16 protein-coding genes and 1 tRNA gene are annotated in these 14,765 nt (G+C 69.9%); 10 read left to right on the top strand and 7 right to left on the bottom strand.

Annotated elements, in window-relative coordinates; genetic code table 11:
• Window positions 1–83: 83 nt before the first annotated feature.
• The 4 genes from ABD736_RS04385 to ABD736_RS04370 all read left to right on the top strand — a co-directional run bounded on the left by ABD736_RS04385 (window position 84) and on the right by ABD736_RS04370 (window position 3,654).
• Window positions 84–1,058, top strand: a complete 975-nt coding sequence (locus ABD736_RS04385) for a LysR family transcriptional regulator (RefSeq protein WP_344790520.1) — start codon at window positions 84–86, stop codon at window positions 1,056–1,058.
• Between the two features lie 12 nt (window positions 1,059–1,070).
• Window positions 1,071–2,585, top strand: a complete 1,515-nt coding sequence (gene gltX / locus ABD736_RS04380; protein WP_344790519.1) for a glutamate--tRNA ligase — start codon at window positions 1,071–1,073, stop codon at window positions 2,583–2,585.
• Window positions 2,566–3,546, top strand: a complete 981-nt coding sequence (locus ABD736_RS04375) for an NAD(P)/FAD-dependent oxidoreductase (RefSeq protein ID WP_344790518.1) — start codon at window positions 2,566–2,568, stop codon at window positions 3,544–3,546. Before gltX ends, ABD736_RS04375 begins: the two co-directional genes overlap by 20 nt.
• A gap of 36 nt (window positions 3,547–3,582) precedes the next feature.
• Window positions 3,583–3,654 (top strand) — tRNA-Gln (locus ABD736_RS04370).
• A 54-nt stretch (window positions 3,655–3,708) separates the two neighbouring features.
• Here the strand turns inward: ABD736_RS04370 and ABD736_RS04365 are convergent.
• Window positions 3,709–4,011: a hypothetical protein gene (locus tag ABD736_RS04365; protein WP_344790517.1), complete on the bottom strand. Its 303-nt coding sequence runs from the start codon at window positions 4,009–4,011 to the stop codon at window positions 3,709–3,711.
• Between the two features lie 48 nt (window positions 4,012–4,059).
• Between ABD736_RS04365 and ABD736_RS04360 the strand changes: the two genes are divergently transcribed.
• The gene (locus ABD736_RS04360) at window positions 4,060–4,569 is read left to right on the top strand and encodes a methylated-DNA--[protein]-cysteine S-methyltransferase (RefSeq protein WP_344790516.1); all 510 of its coding nucleotides are present in this window, start codon (window positions 4,060–4,062) and stop codon (window positions 4,567–4,569) included.
• Between the two features lie 12 nt (window positions 4,570–4,581).
• Here the strand turns inward: ABD736_RS04360 and ABD736_RS04355 are convergent, their stop codons facing one another.
• Together ABD736_RS04355 and ABD736_RS04350 are read right to left on the bottom strand one after the other, a co-directional pair.
• Window positions 4,582–4,824, bottom strand: coding sequence for a hypothetical protein (locus ABD736_RS04355; RefSeq protein WP_344790515.1), 243 nt, complete (start codon window positions 4,822–4,824; stop codon window positions 4,582–4,584).
• Between the two features lie 24 nt (window positions 4,825–4,848).
• On the bottom strand, window positions 4,849–6,111 hold the full coding sequence (locus ABD736_RS04350; RefSeq protein ID WP_344790514.1) for a cytochrome P450: 1,263 nt from the start codon (window positions 6,109–6,111) through the stop codon (window positions 4,849–4,851).
• A 66-nt stretch (window positions 6,112–6,177) separates the two neighbouring features.
• On the opposite strand from ABD736_RS04350, the gene ABD736_RS04345 reads away from it, so the two are divergent.
• The 3 genes from ABD736_RS04345 (at window position 6,178) to ABD736_RS04335 (ending at window position 8,911) form a co-directional block, all read left to right on the top strand.
• The gene (locus ABD736_RS04345; RefSeq protein ID WP_344790513.1) at window positions 6,178–7,161 is read left to right on the top strand and encodes an ATP-dependent DNA ligase; all 984 of its coding nucleotides are present in this window, start codon (window positions 6,178–6,180) and stop codon (window positions 7,159–7,161) included.
• Between the two features lie 67 nt (window positions 7,162–7,228).
• Window positions 7,229–8,275 (top strand): YihY/virulence factor BrkB family protein, encoded by a 1,047-nt coding sequence (locus ABD736_RS04340; protein ID WP_344790512.1) that lies wholly within the window; start codon window positions 7,229–7,231, stop codon window positions 8,273–8,275.
• A gap of 12 nt (window positions 8,276–8,287) precedes the next feature.
• A complete protein-coding gene (locus tag ABD736_RS04335; protein ID WP_344790511.1) occupies window positions 8,288–8,911 on the top strand; it encodes a hypothetical protein in 624 nt (207 codons plus the stop codon).
• Window positions 8,912–8,941: 30 nt separating this feature from the next.
• On the opposite strand, the gene ABD736_RS04330 is transcribed toward ABD736_RS04335, so the two are convergent.
• Window positions 8,942–10,090, bottom strand: a complete 1,149-nt coding sequence (locus ABD736_RS04330; protein WP_344790510.1) for a mechanosensitive ion channel — start codon at window positions 10,088–10,090, stop codon at window positions 8,942–8,944.
• Window positions 10,091–10,194: 104 nt separating this feature from the next.
• On the opposite strand from ABD736_RS04330, the gene ABD736_RS04325 reads away from it, so the two are divergent.
• The gene (locus tag ABD736_RS04325) at window positions 10,195–10,443 is read left to right on the top strand and encodes a hypothetical protein (protein WP_344790508.1); all 249 of its coding nucleotides are present in this window, start codon (window positions 10,195–10,197) and stop codon (window positions 10,441–10,443) included.
• Here the strand turns inward: ABD736_RS04325 and ABD736_RS04320 are convergent.
• Window positions 10,440–10,940, bottom strand: a complete 501-nt coding sequence (locus tag ABD736_RS04320) for an NADPH-dependent FMN reductase (RefSeq protein WP_344790507.1) — start codon at window positions 10,938–10,940, stop codon at window positions 10,440–10,442. The genes ABD736_RS04325 and ABD736_RS04320 overlap by 4 nt on opposite strands.
• A 41-nt stretch (window positions 10,941–10,981) precedes the next feature.
• On the opposite strand from ABD736_RS04320, the gene ABD736_RS04315 reads away from it, so the two are divergent.
• On the top strand, window positions 10,982–11,791 hold the full coding sequence (locus ABD736_RS04315) for an alpha/beta fold hydrolase (RefSeq protein ID WP_344790505.1): 810 nt from the start codon (window positions 10,982–10,984) through the stop codon (window positions 11,789–11,791).
• Between the two features lie 167 nt (window positions 11,792–11,958).
• On the opposite strand, the gene ABD736_RS04310 is transcribed toward ABD736_RS04315, so the two are convergent.
• A complete protein-coding gene (locus ABD736_RS04310; RefSeq protein ID WP_344790504.1) occupies window positions 11,959–13,905 on the bottom strand; it encodes a S53 family peptidase in 1,947 nt (648 codons plus the stop codon).
• Window positions 13,906–14,044: 139 nt separating this feature from the next.
• The gene (locus ABD736_RS04305) at window positions 14,045–14,698 is read right to left on the bottom strand and encodes a LysE/ArgO family amino acid transporter (RefSeq protein ID WP_344790503.1); all 654 of its coding nucleotides are present in this window, start codon (window positions 14,696–14,698) and stop codon (window positions 14,045–14,047) included.
• Window positions 14,699–14,765 lie beyond the last annotated feature (67 nt).

The following is a 14,765-nucleotide window of genomic DNA, read 5'->3' as shown; positions in this document are numbered from 1 at the left end:
TTCGACCTGAGTGATTCATCACACAAGAACATGTGATCGATGGATTCGATAACCGCCGGTTATGCGCCTGGTAGACTGACCAGGTGACACTCACCCCGGCTCCGCAATTCCCCGAACTCGATGCGCAGACGCTGCGCATCGTCGGCGCGATCGCCGAGCAGGGCTCGATCACGGCCGCCGCCGAGGCGCTCGGCTACAGCCAGCCGGCCGTCAGCCAGCACCTGCGGCGCGCGGAGCAGCGGCTCGGTCTGGCCCTCGCCGAACGCGTGGGGCGGTCGGTTCGCCTCACAGAGGCGGGCGAGGTGCTCGCGCGGCACGCGCGCACGATCACCAACGCGTTCGATGCGGCCGCCGGCGAGCTCGCCGGCTTGAGCGGCCTGCGCTCGGGGCGCGTGCGGCTCGCGGGCTTCCCGACCGCCTCGTCGACCGTGGTGCCGAAGCTGGTGAAGGAACTGTCGGCGAAGCATCCCGGCCTCTCCATCAGCTATCTCGAGGCAGAGCCGCCCGAGGCGGTCGAGGCCGTGCGCTCGGGGTCTGTCGATGTTGCGATCACCTTCAGCTACCCCGGCGACCGCGTCGACCCACACCAGGAGAGCGCGCAGGGTCTCACCGTCGACTCTCTCTGGCAGGACGAGATGCTGGTGGCGCTGCCGGCCGCGCACCCGGCGGCGTCGCACCAGCGCGTGCGCCTCGAAGAGCTCGCCGGCGAGACGTGGATCGCGGGCTGCCCGCGCTGCCGCGGCCACCTGCTGCAGGTCACCGAGTCGGCGGGCTACACGCCGACGATCGCCTATGAGACCGACAACTTCTCGGCCGTGCTCGGCATGGCGGATGCCGGCATCGGCATCGCCCTCGTGCCCACGCTGGCCCTCGCCTCGACCCGCGTGCCCGAGGGCATCGTGCTGCGGCCGACGGCCCGCGGCCACTCGCGCACGATCCACGTCGTGACGACCGAGGGCGCGAGCCGCGTGCCCGCCGTCGCGGCGACCCTCGAGACCCTGCACTCGCTCGATCTCGCGCGGCTCGAACTCGCGGAAGCGGGCTCCTCGGCTCGGTAAACTTGCCGTCGTATGTCTGACGCACGCGAGTACCCGTTTTCGACCGCGACCGGCGCCGAGGTGCGCGTGCGGTTCTGCCCATCGCCGACCGGAACGCCCCACGTGGGCCTCATCCGCACCGCCCTGTTCAACTGGGCCTATGCGCGCCACAACGGCGGCAAGCTGATCTTCCGCATCGAGGACACCGACGCGGCGCGCGACAGCCAGGAGAGCCTCGACCAGGTGGTCGACGGGCTGACCTGGCTCGGCATCGACTGGGACGAAGGGCTCGGCGTCGGTGGGCCGTACGCGCCGTACCGGCAGTCGGAGCGCTACGACCTCTACCGCGAGGTCGTGGCGAAGCTGCTCGAGTCGGGCCACGCCTACGAGTCGTTCTCGAACGCCGAAGAGATCGACGCGCGCAACGACGCGAACGGCCGCCCCCGTGCCCAGGGCTATGACAACTTCGACCGCAACCTGACGGACGAGCAGAAGGCGGCGTTCCGCGCAGAGGGCCGCGAACCGGCCATCCGCCTGCGGGTGCCCGACGAGGACATCACCTTCCACGACCTCATCCGCGGCGAGGTCACCTTCCCGGCCGGCTCCTTCGGCGACTTCGTGATCGTGCGCCCCAACGGGCATCCGCTCTACACGCTCGTGAACCCCGTCGACGACGCGGTCATGCAGATCACCCACGTGCTGCGCGGCGAGGACCTGATGCCCTCGACCGGCCGCCAGATCGTGCTCTATCGCGCGCTCATCGACTTGGGCTACACGACGTTCGTGCCGCGCTTCGCCCACATGCCGCTCGTGCTCGGCGAGGGCAACAAGAAGCTCTCGAAGCGCGCGCCTGAGGCCAACCTCTTCCACCACCGCGACCGGGGATTCATCCCCGAGGGCCTCGACAACTACCTCGCGCTGCTCGGCTGGGGCTTCTCGGCCGACCGCGACGTGTTCTCACGCGACGAGTTCGTCGAGAAGTTCGACATCGCCGACGTGAACCCGAACCCGGCGCGCTTCGACCAGAAGAAGGCAGAGTCGATCAACGGCGACCACATCCGCCTGCTCGCGGTCGACGACTTCGCCGAGCGCACGATTCCCTACCTTCAGGCCGCCGGTATTCTCGGTGACACAGTCACAGAGGCCGAGCGCGTCGTGCTGCTCAAGGCGGCGCCCCTCGTGCAGGAGCGCATGCAGCTGCTCGGCGAGGCCCCCGGCATGCTCGGCTTCCTCTTCACCGATGCGGCGTCGCTCACGTATGAAGATGACGCGCTGGCGACGCTGACGGATGTCGCGCCTGCGGTGCTTCAAGCGTCGATCGCCGCCCTCGAGCCGCTCGAGACGTGGCAGACCGCCGAGATCGAAGAGGCGCTTCGTGCGGCTCTGATCGAGAACCTCGGACTCAAGCCGCGCAACGCCTTCGGGGCGCTGCGGGTCGCGGCATCCGGTCGCCGTGTCTCGCCGCCCCTCTTCGAATCGTTCGAGATCCTCGGGAAGCAGGAGACGCTCGCGCGTCTCGCCAAGCTCGATGCCCACCTCGCCGGCTGAGGGCGCGCAGCCCGACGTCGTCATCATCGGGGCCGGTCCGGCCGGCCTCACGGCGGGGCTGAACCTCGTGCGCGCCCGGCGCAGCGTGCTCATGGTCGATGCGAACCGGCCGCGGCACGCGCCCACGCTGCACTCGCACGGCACGCTGGGGCTCGACGGCATCCCGCCCCTCGAGCTGCGGCGGGTGGGGCGCGAGCAGTTCCTCGCCTACCCTGGGGCGGCGCACACGAGCGGCCTGGTCGAGTCGGTCGGCGCTGATCTGACGGTCTCCGTCACCGGGCTGCGCGGCGGGCCCGACCTGGTCGTGCACCCGCAGGCGGTGCTCGTCGCGACGGGGCTGACCGAGGTGCTGCCCGCGATCGAGAACCTGCGCGCGTACTACGGCACCGCGCTGCACTCGTGCATCGAGTGCGATGCGTACGAGAAGAGCGGGCAGGCGCTGGCGCTGCTCGGCTCGGGGCCAGATCTGGTCGACCGGGCGCTCGAGATCGCGCACTGGGCGCCCGACCTGATCGTGTTCTGCGGAGATCTTTCGGATGCCGATGCGGAGACGCTTGCCGCTGCCGGAATCGGCCTCGAGCGCGAGCCGGTGGTGGCGATCGAGGGGGAGCGCGCGGTCATGACCGGCGTGCGCCTCGCATCGGGCCGCGTCGTCGCGCGCGAGGGCGGCTTCGTGCGGCCCGACTGGATTCCGCAGGCGGATTTCCTTGCTGAGACGGATGCTTCGCGTGACGCCCACGGCCGCGTGGTCGTCGATGCGCGCTTCCGCACCTCGGTGCCGGGGCTCTACGCGGCCGGCGACGTGACAGCCCGCGAACCGATGCAGATCGCGGTCGCCGCGGGGGAGGGCGCTGTTGTGGCGCGCACCATCCACCGTGACCTGCTCGGGCGACCCGTCGCGCGGGACGGACGGCTCGCCGAGGGCTCGCCCGATTTCAGAGACGGCGAGTTCATCGGGTAAAGTGTTCTCTTGTGCCCGAGCTTCGGTTCTGGCCATTGGGGTATGGTGTAATTGGCAACACGGCTGATTCTGGTTCAGTTGTTCTTGGTTCGAGTCCAGGTACCCCAGCACTGAGAGAGACCCGCTTTCGAGCGGGTCTTTTTGTTTGCTCGAGCCAGTGGACTACGGCATCTGGTGTCGGCGACGCTGCACCACGCGCACGACGACCGTGGCGATCACGGCGACGAGGCCGACCGCCATCAGCACCTCGCCGAGACGCATAAGGTAGACGAACGCCGGATTGTCGACGAAGCTCACGTACCAGTCGCTCGTGTTGCCCGAACCGCTGTATGTGCTTATGCCGCGAGGAATCGAGAGGGCCGCCGCTTCGTAGATCGCCGCGCCGCCGGTTGCCATGAACGCACCGACGAGCGCGACCCACCAGCGCTGGAACCAGCGCGAGAATGTGGGAGTGCCACCAGCCATGACCGTCAAGCTACTCGCCGTCGCGAGCACCCTGCTCGAGGAACTTCTGTGACAGGCATCCGGCACGCAAGAGTCGACACCGTTCTCGGCGAACTGACTGTCACCGCCGACGGCGATGCCGTGACGGGCGTGTACTTTCCTGGCCACTGGTACCCGCCGACCGCTGCGGAGCTTGGCGACGAGGTCGCTGAGTCCGATGACGCGCTGGTTGCCGAGGCGGGCGCGCAGTTGCGCGCCTATCTGGCGGGGGAGCGCGACCGGTTCACGATCGCGACGATGGCGACCGGGGATGCTTTCCAGCACGCTGTCTGGGAAGAGATCAGCCGCGTGCCCTACGGCCAGACGACGACCTACGGCACGATCGCGGCGACGCTCGGGAACCCGAATCTCGCCCAGCGCGTCGGCCAGGCGGTCGGCCACAACCCGCTCAGCATCATCGTGCCGTGTCACCGCGTCGTCGGCTCGACGGGGAAGCTCACCGGATACGCCGGCGGCCTCGAGCGCAAGCGACACCTGCTCGCGCTGGAGTCGCCCGTGCCCGAGGCCACGTTGTTCTAGAGGCGCGGTGCCTCAGCCGCCCGACGGGTTGTCGATCGGTTCGCCGTTCTGGTTCGTGCCGCTCTCCGGGTCGACGTCGTCGGGGTTCTCGCCCGAGTCGCCGGAGCCCGAGTCGGGCGAGTCCGAACCGTCCGAACCCGAGTCGGGCGAGCCGCCCGAGGCGGTGTCGGCGTCGGTCGAACCGCTGTTCGGCGCGCCCTGGATGTTCTGGTCGTCGTCGGAATTCTGCTCGTTGTATGCGCGCTGGTCGCTCATGGCTGAGCGGTACCCGGCACCCGCTCAATGAAACGGGCAGCGCCCCACGAGGACGCCCGAGCGCGGCTTGGTGGGCAGCCGGCGCCGGTTCACCTCGAGCCCCTCGTCGAGGACCCGCACGCGCGGGTCGCTCAGCGCCGCGACCGCCGCCGCGAGCCCCGCGATCGCGAGCTTCTCGCCGGGGCAGCGGTGGCCGGTTCTGACATCCGCCCCGCCATGCGGAATGAACGCGGTCAGTGCCTCGTAGTCGTCGACGTCGACGAAGCGCTCCGGGTCGAACTCGCCCGCGCGTTCCCACGAGCGGTCGTCAGTGTCGGTGCCGAGCACGTCGATCAGCACGCGCCCGCCCGCGGCGAGCTGCTCGCCGTCGAGCGACACGTCGGTGGTCGCCCAGCCGGGCAGCATCGGCACGAACGGCGCGGTGCGGCGCACCTCCTGCGCGAAGGCACGCGCGAGCGGCCCGCCCACCAGTGAGCCGCGCTGTTCTGTTTCGGTCGCGATGCGCTCGCGCCACTCGGGCCGGTCGTGCAGCTCCTTCGCGGCGAAGGCCACGAAGCGCGCGACGGCGATCATCGGGCGGAAGCTGTTCTGCAACTCGACGCCCGCGACGCGCGATGGCAGCGGGCGCCCGGCAGCGTCGCGATGCCAGGCCCACGCGTGCAGCGCCGTGCCCTCAGCGGCGTCGAGCGACCCCGCGCGCACGGCCTCGATCAGCCGCTGCGCATGCCGATCGGACCACACGCGGTTGCCAAGCGCGCGCAGGTATTCGGGCGAGTACAGTGCGCCGAAGCCGTCGACGATCTGCGCCTGCCGCACCGCCCAGCGCGTCTTCGCGGCCGCGGTGCCCGGCAGCCCGGCCCACTCCATGCTCGCGCGGCCGAAGACCCCGACGGCGGTGTCGTATGCGCTGCCGCGGCCGCCATCGACCCAGGCGGCGAGGGCATCGCCCCATTCACGCTCGAGCAGGGGAAGCATCCGCTCGACCTGTTCATCCTCATACAGGGCGTCGACGAACGTCGCCTTGCGGTGCCGGTGCTCATCGCCGTCGAGGCTGTGCACCGAGCCGTTGCCGAACAGCGACTGCTGAATGAAGGCGGGCATCGCGCCGTGCCTGCGTACCTTGCTCTGGTCATAGAACAGCCTGACGCCCTCTTCGCCGCGCACCAGCAGCGCCGGTTTGCCGAGCAGCCGCAGCGGCACGGCGCGGGCGCCGTCTCGGGTGCGGCTCCAGATGTGGGCGCCGAAGTCGTAGCCTCGGGTGATGAACGCGAGCGAGTCGTCGAGCATGCGGCCATGCTCGCAGTCGACGCCCGGCGCATCTAGGGGGTGGCGCGAGCCGGGTACCGCACCTGCATGAGCAGCTTTCCCGCCGATCTCGTGCCGCCCACCGTCGCGCTCGCAAAGGCCGTTCCCGCGATTCCCGAGAGCAACGGCCTGCCAGGCGGCGCGGTGTACGAGCCGAAGTGGGACGGCTTCCGGCTCACGATCATCAAGGACGGCGACGTGCACCTGTGGTCGCGTCAGAAGCGAGAGCTGACGGATGCCTTCCCGGATCTCGCCCGCGCGGCGCACGATCAGCTGCCAGACGGTGTGATCGTCGACGGCGAGGCGATCGTCTGGAGCGAGGGACGTCTCGACTTCGGCGCACTGCAGCAACGCCTCGTGCTGCGGCACGAGCGCCGCGAACGCGAGGTGAGCGCCCGGCCCGCGGCATACGCCGCCTTCGACGTGCTCGCCGTCGACTACCGCGACGCGCGCGAGCTCGGCTTCGCCGACCGCCGCAGCCTGCTCGAAGAGCTCGCCGGTGGGTGGCAGGAACCGCTCACGCTGTCACCGGCGACTCGCGACGAAGATGAGGCGGCCGAGTGGTTCGCGACGCTCCCAGAGCAGGGCATCGAGGGACTGGTCGTGAAGGGCGCCGCGCAGCCCTACCGCGGCAACCGGCGCGACTGGGTGAAGGTGAAGCACCGCGACACCGTCGACGTCATCGTGGGCGCCGTCAACGGCACGATCGCGCACCCACGCGAGCTGATCATCGGACTGCCGGACGACGACGGCGCGCTGCGCATCGTGGGCCACAGCACGGCGCTGTCGAGCGCAGCGGCCGGTGAACTAAAGGGCGTCATCGCCAAACCCGCGGGTTCCCACCCGTGGCCGAAGACGCGGGAGGCGAACCGCTGGCGGCACGAGTCCAGTGAATTGACGCTCGTCGAGCCGTTCGTGATCGAGATCAGCGCCGACACGGCGCGAGATGACGGCGTGTTCCGGCATCCCGTTCGCTTCGTGCGCCTGCGGCCCGAGATGACGCCCGCCGATCTCGGCCGGCGGCGCGCGTGACGCGCAACCCGTAGCGCGGCGCATGGTGCTGGGCCAGGGTGGATACGGATGAGGTGAAGGGGGAGACGTGACAGAGATCGGCCAGAGTCAAGACCGCGACGACGCGCCCAGCCCGGACGACAAGCGCAAGCCGCAGTCGCCGCCCAAGCTCAAGAAGCGCTCGTGGAAGTACATCTTCCGCCGCACGCTCGCGGAGTTCTCGGCGGACCAGGGGCAGGATGCCGCGGCGGCGCTCACCTACTACGGGGTGCTCTCGGCGTTCCCCGCCCTGCTCGCCGTCTTCTCGCTGCTCGGCGTCGTCGGGCAGGGCACGAGCGCGGCGGACGCCGTGCTGAAGATCGTCGGCGAGGTCGCCCCCGGTGACACCGTGGCGCTCATCAGGGACCCGATCCACCAGTTCGCGTCGTCGTCGGCCGCCGGGTTCGGCCTGGTCGTCGGCATCGTGCTGGCGGTCTGGAGCGCCTCAGGCTACGTGGGCGCGTTCAGTCGCGCGATGAACCGGATCTACGAGATCGACGAAGGCCGCCCGTTCTGGGTGCTGAAGCCGTCGCAGCTGCTCATCACGCTCGTGCTCGTCGTGCTGGTCGCCATCATGGCCGTGCTGCTGATCATCTCGGGCCCGCTCATCGACGCGATCGGCAACGCGATCGGGGCCGGCGCGGTGTTGACCTCGGTCTGGTCGATCGCACGCTGGCCGGTCATGGCGCTCGCACTCATCTTCGCGGTGGCGCTGCTCTACTGGGGCACGCCGAACGTCAAGCAGCCGCGGTTCCGCTGGCTCTCGCTCGGCAGCCTGCTCGCGATTGTCGTGCTGGCGATCGCGACGGTCGGCTTCGCGTTCTATGTCGCGAACTTCGCGAACTACAACAAGTCGTACGGCTCACTCGGGGGCGTCATCATCTTCCTGGTGTGGCTCTGGATCGTGAACCTGGTGCTGCTCATCGGCGCCGAGTTCGACGCAGAGCTCGAGCGCGGGCGCGAGCTGCAAGCAGGCATGGATGCCGCGGAGGAGATCCAGCTGCCGCCGCGCGGTACCCGACAGAGCGAGAAGGCGCTCGAGAAGGCGGAGAAGCTGATCGCCGAGGCGAAGGAACTGCACAGCCCGGACTCATAATCTCGTCTCACGATGAGCGGGCGACGGCGGGGCAGGGCGCGGAAGCGCAGCGCGGCCGCGCGCGTCGCGATCGCCCTCAGCATCTCGGCGGCGGTCGTGGTCGGGTTGCTGGTCGCGGGCGTGGTCGGGGTCGCCATCGCGGCGAGCAGACCGCTGCCGCAGGCATCCGTCTCACCCCAGCTGCCCGCCTGCCCCGCGGCCGACCCGGTGACGATCGGCGACATCGTCGTTCCGCGTGGGCCGGTGGCCGGCTACTGCCAGGCCGAGCTCATCAACGCCGCACACATCATCAACGCGGCGCGCTCGCTCGGCATCGGCACGCATACGCAGGCGGTCGGCGTGATGACGGCGATCGGCGAGACGCACCTGCGCAACCTCGACTACGGCGACGCGGCCGGCCCCGACAGTCGGGGGCTCTTCCAGCAGCGCGACAACGGCGCCTGGGGAACGCTCGCCGAGCGGATGGACCCGTACACGGCGGCACTGCACTTCTTCCAGAAGGCGATCAAGGTGCCCGGCTGGCAGACCATGGAGCCGACGCTGCTGGCGCACACGGTGCAGCGCAACGCCGACCCGTACTACTACGCGCAGTACTGGTCGCAGGCCGAGGCGATCGTCGCGGCGCTGGGCTCCTGACGCACCCGCCAGAAGCCCGCGCGCGACGGGCTACTGCCCCGACTTGCTGACCTCTGCCGCCTTGTCCTCGAGGCGATCGAGCGCGCGGGCAGCGGCTTCGCGGCCGCCGACGCCGAAGGCGAGGGCCGCCGCCAGTGCGCCGCCGACGACCACGGAGCCGAACGCCAGGTTCACGATCGAGTCGGCCAGGCCCATGTTCTTGAGGCCCATGGCGGCGAACAGGGCGATCGTGACCCAGCGCAGCACGCGGCTCGGCAGCGGCTGGGTGACGACCTTGCCGATGAGGCCGGCGATGAGGAATCCGGCGACGATGATCGCGCCGCCGAGCAGCACGTGACCCGCGATGCCGAGGATGGTGTTCAGCGCGTCCGTGATCGGCGCGAAGCCGAGCAACTGAGCGGCCATGATGCCGAAGAACACCATGATCGCGATCTCGACGATGCGCGAGACGACCGATGCCAGCTGCTCGCCGCTCGCCTCGATGCCGGCGAGGCGCACGGCCTTGTCGAGCCCGACGCCGGGCAGGATCGAGCGCAGCAGGCGCCCGAGGAACACGGCGATCGCGAAGCCGATTCCGAGAACGATGGCGGCACCGAGAATGGCGGGCAGGGCGGCGAGAATGGATGCCAGCAGCTGCTGCGCCGGGCCAGAGATGGCGTCGAGGCCAAGCGCCTGCAGAGCGGCGATCGCCACGAGGAACACGATCACGCCGAACACGACGTTGCCAACGATGGCAGGGATGTTCGTGGTGGCCGGCACATTGGCCTTGCCGAAGTTGATCGTGCCGAGGCCCGCGACGATCAGCTTCTTGGCGATCGTGGCGAAGACATAGCCGATGAAGAAGACGAACGCCGCCCCGAGCAGGTGGGGCAGGAAGGTGAAGACCCCGGTCAGCATGCCCTGCAGCGGTGCGACCACCTGCGTCAGCCCGAACAGCTGCAGCAGCGCGATGAGGCCGAAGAGCCAGACGAGCAGGCCGGCGACCTGGCCGAGCGATTCGCCGAGCTGTCGCCCGTCGCTGCCCTGGCGCTGCAGGAAGCCCACGCGCGAGACGAGTTTGCGGATCGCCCAGCGCACGAGGCGCGCGACGATCCAGGTGACGAGCGCGATGACGATCGCCGAGCCGATTTTCACGAGCATGGTTGACAGGTCGAAATCCGACCAGAATCCGTTGTCCACGATTTCTCCTCTTTCGCGGGCGCCCGCAGGCGCCGTTGCCGATTCATCTGGAGAAGACCCCAGCTCGGGGGATTCGTGACGGCCGCGCGGGGTACTGATTCTGCATGGCCAAGATCTATGACGAGACGGCCCTCGAGGCCGGCCACGGTCAGCGGTTCTCGCTCGGCGAGCTGCAGCTGCACATCAACCGCACGCCGGCCGGCGACTGGATGGTCGACGCCGGTGGCACGGATGTCGTGAAGATCAGGCCCGCGCAGGGCGGTGGCTTCTTCGTCGACGCCGGGGCGGCGCCCGCCTACCGCAGCGCGTTCCCCTCGGCGATGCAGCTGGCGCTGCGACGGCTCAACTTCTAGGGCGTTCGGAGGGCCGTGACGGCCTTGATCACCGGCGCCCAGCGCGCCGCATAGTCGGCGAGCTTCGGGTCGTCGAGGTAGGCCGAGTCGAGTTGATAGAGCCCGGGCGCGGGGGTGATCGCGCCGAGCTCGACGAGCACCGGCTTGAGCAGCACTTCGGGCGCGAGCGCGTGGCCGGGCCCCGCGCCGAGCATGAGCGGCACCGCGACCACGCCCTCGAGGCCCGTCGCGGTCGCGAACTGGTCGAGGAACAGCTTGAGGAGGCCCGTGTAGGTCGCCTTGAACGTGGGCGAGGCGAAGATCGCGAGATCGGATGCCTGCACCTTCGCGACCGCGGCCTTGACGCTCTCGTCGCCCCAGCCGATCAGCCCGGGGCCGAGTTCGATCAGATCGATGAGCTCGACCTCGTCGGCGCCGAGCGCGGCGGCGAGCCGCTGGGCGGCGTCGGCGGTGCGGGAGGCGGGCTTCGGGTTGCCGACGACGGCGACTGCTCTCATGGCGACAAGTCTGTCGCGCGGGCCGCTTCTAAGGTGGCTGTATGACGGATGTTGCGCCCAAGCCCCATGACGCAGAGGTGCGCGGCGCGCGCCTCAGGTGGACCGAGGTGGGCGACGGCCCCACGGTGGTCTGGGCCCACGGGATGACCTCGAGCGGCTGGGCGCAGGAGCGCTCGGGCATGTTCGACTGGTCGCCGGTCTCCGCCGCGGGCCACCGGGTCGTGCGCTACGACGCGCGCGGGCACGGCGAGTCGAGCGGCACGACGGAGGAGGCCGCGTATACCTGGCCCGAGCTTGCACAGGATCTGCTGGCGCTGCTCGACCAGATCGCGCCGGGGGAGCAGGTCGACGGCATGGGCTCGTCGATGGGTACCGCGACCCTGATCTACGCAGCGCTCGCCGAGCCGCAGCGGTTTCGCCGCCTCGTGCTGACGAGCGCGCCGACGGCCTGGCAGACGCGCCCCGCCCAGGCGGAGCTCTACCGCAGCTTCGCGACGCTGATCGAGACGCAGGGGCTCGCCGCGTTCACGCAGGTGGCGGAGTCGGCCGACCTGCCCGTTCCCGAGCCGTTCGTGGGGCTCGACCGCAGCGCCGCGGCTCCGCAGGTGAGCGAGGCGCTGGCGCCGACCATCCTCCGGGGCGCGGCGATCAGCGATCTGCCGCCGATCGACGCGATCCGCGCCCTCGAGGTGCCCGTGCTGCTGCTGCCCTGGAGCGACGACCCCGGCCACCCGGTATCGACCTCGCAAGCGCTTCTCGACGCGCTGCCGGACGCGCGCCTGCAGCTCGGCCAGAAGCTGACCGAGCTGCAGGGCTGGGGCCGCATCGCAGCGGAGTTCCTGGCGGAGTAGGCGCGTGGCTTCGCGTCGCTGAGTCGATATGCGGAGATGAGCCGCTAGGACGGACGGTCGGGCTCAGATGCTCCCGCTTATCGACCCATGTCCGCTGAGCGAACGCGGTGCCCGCAGCAAAGAGAGGCCCGGGGAAGCATCCCCGGGCCCCTCGCTGATCGATGCGGTTACCGCTTCCCGCCCGCGGCGAGCTCGGCGGCGATGAACGAGCCGTTCGGTACGCCGAGACCGGTCTCGTCGTCGTAGCCGTAGGTCGTCTTCTGCGTGTCGCCGGCGTCGAAGGTGCCGAGGTAGCTTCCCGCGGTGCTCGCGAAGTGGATGCCGGGGTGCGGCGTCACGTCGGAGATGCCGACGCCGCCGACCTGGTAGAGCAGCGGGTTGGCGAAGCCGATCGCGACCCGGCGGTTCTGCTGCGCGAGCGCCTGGATGCCCGCGATCAGCGGGCAGGCGAGGCTGGTGCCGCCGAGGGACGTCAGCGTGAAGGTGCCGTCGGTCGTGATGCCGTAGTACATGCCGGTGTACGGGTCGGCATCCGCCGCGATGTCGGGAACCGTGCGCATCTTGGTGGCGCCGCGTGCCTGCGACAGCGAGTTCGGCACCTTGCCGCTCTGGTACCAGGGCTGCGTGAACAGCTGGCTGGTGCCGCCGCCGGCTCCGCCGTAGAAGTACGAGCCGGGCAGCGGGTCTTCGTAGACGGGCGTGTCACCCGAGTAGTCGACCAGATCGAACAGCGTCTCCCACCCGGTGCGGGCGACCAGCTGGTCGTTCTTGCCGAGGATCTCGCTCGTGCCGCCGACGCCCGTGACGTAGGGGTCAGAGGCCATGTATTCGGGCTGCGGGTTCTGGCCGTCGATCACGGTGTCGCCGTCGTCGCCGCTCGAGAAGTAGAAGCCGATGCCCTCAGCAGCGGCCTGCGCCCAGATCGAGTGCTCGAGCTGGATCTCGGCCTGGCTGTCGGCGTCGGTGGGCTCGCTGCCCCAGCTGTAGGAGTTCGAGACGATCGAGGCGGCGTGAGTCTCGACGACCCAGTTGGCGGCGTCATCGAGGCCGGTGTCGCAGTCGGTCGCGCCGACGTAGAGCACGTTGGCGCCGGGCGCCATGCCGTGCACGGATTCCACGTCGAGGGCTTCCTCGCCGTTCCACCCCGCCTCGCCCTGGCAGGCGTCCTGCATGCCGAACGCGCCCATGATGTGCTCGCGGTACTGGCCGGCCGCGAACGGCTTGTCACCGACGGCGACCGCGGTCTGGTTCGCGTCCGAGAGCATCGTCGGGTTGGCGTAAGCGTCGAGGATCGCCACCGTCACGCCCTTGCCGGTGTCGCCCTTGGCGACGGCGGAAGCGGTGCCGTAGGTCTTGCGCAGCTGCGCGGGCGTCACGCCGCACAGGTAGGTGTTGAAGCTCGTCTGGCCGTATGCCTCAGGCAGGGTCTGCTGGTACTCGCCCCAGTAGTCCGAGCACTGCGAGGCCGGCGGCTTGGCGGCCGCAGGCGCGCTCGCCGCAGGCGCGCCGCTCGGCGTCGCCTCTGGTGATTCGGTGCCCGGCGTGCGCACGGTCTGGCCCTGCGCGAGACCGGTGACACCCGAGATCACACCGGCGACGGATGCCGGAACGGAGATGCTCGACGACGGCGCGTACTGCTTCCGGCCGTTGTGAGAGTACGTCGACAGCGAGGTGTCGAACGCCTTGTTGACCTGCGCTGCGGTGCCAGAGGCCTCGACCCACTTGTTGCCCTGCGCGACACCCGTGACCGAGATGCCCTGGCTCGTGAGGAACGACTCGACCGCCTTCACGTCGGCGGCACTCGGCCCGAAGCGGGCGTCGTACTGCGCGGGCGTCAGGTACTTGCCGTAATCCTTGCTCTTCGGATCGGTGACGTCTTTGATGAACGCGTCGATGCTCTGCTGGTGGGGGTTCTTGACCACGACTCGGAACGGGATCCGCTGGCCGCCGGGGACGGCACCTTGGCGGTGCCCCGCGGTGGCCCACGACGGCGCGCCGCCGAGGGAGTGCCGGCTGTCGGCCGCGTTGGCGGCCGCCGACCCGGCGAAGGTGGTGAGCAGCAGCGCACCGGCGGTGACCGCGACGGTGAGCATGCGTGGGCGGCGAGATCGCACGAATACCTCCATTGGAGTGCGAGAGAGGCCCCCTTGTTGGGGGCCGTGCAACCTCTCTAGTGCCGCCGCAGTTGCTTAGTCAATAGCAACTACCGGCCGGTGACGGAACGGTTACATGTCCGCAACACCGGCGGCCGGGTCAGCCCGCGAGCGCGAGCCGCAGCCCGAGCGCGATCATGACGACGGCGATCAGGCCGTCCAGCACGCGCCAGGCGACCGGCCGCGAGAACAGCGGCCGCAGCAGCCGGGCGCCGAAGCCGAGCGCGAAGAACCACACGAAGCTCGCGGCCACCGCGCCGCCGACCCACCACCAGCGTGCAGCGGGCGCCTGCTGATTGGCGAGCGAGCCGAGGAACACGATGGTGTCGAGGTAGGCATGCGGGTTGAGCCAGGTGAAGAACGCGACGGTGGCGATGGCGCTGCCGAGACGGATGCCTGTGCCAGAGCCGCCGGCTGAGGCATCCGTCGTCTCACTCATCGCCTCTCCGCTGCGCTTCAGCGCGCGACGCGCGGCGAGCAGGCCGTACACGATGAGGAACGTCGCGCCCACGATGCGCACGACGACGAGCACGTCGGGTGCGCGCTGCACCACCGCGCCGACGCCTGCCGTGCCCGCCGCGATCAGGACCGCGTCCGAGAGGGCGCAGAACAGCACGATCGGCAGCATGATGCGACGCGCCGCGACGACGCCGAGCTTGAGCAGGTAGGCGTTCTGTGCGCCGATGGCGACGATGAGCGACAGCCCGGTGCCAAGACCGAGCAGCGCGGGAAGGAGGGTGGAGCTGAGGGGCACGGTTCGACGCTAGGTAGCGACGTGGCACAACACCAGCTAAAGAATCTGAACCGGCATAAGCTGTGCT

It is taken from the genome of Gryllotalpicola daejeonensis (assembly GCF_039538145.1).
Lineage (GTDB): Bacteria > Actinomycetota > Actinomycetes > Actinomycetales > Microbacteriaceae > Gryllotalpicola > Gryllotalpicola daejeonensis.
Note: the sequence above shows the minus strand (reverse complement) of the source record. Positions and strands in the feature narration are given on the sequence as shown.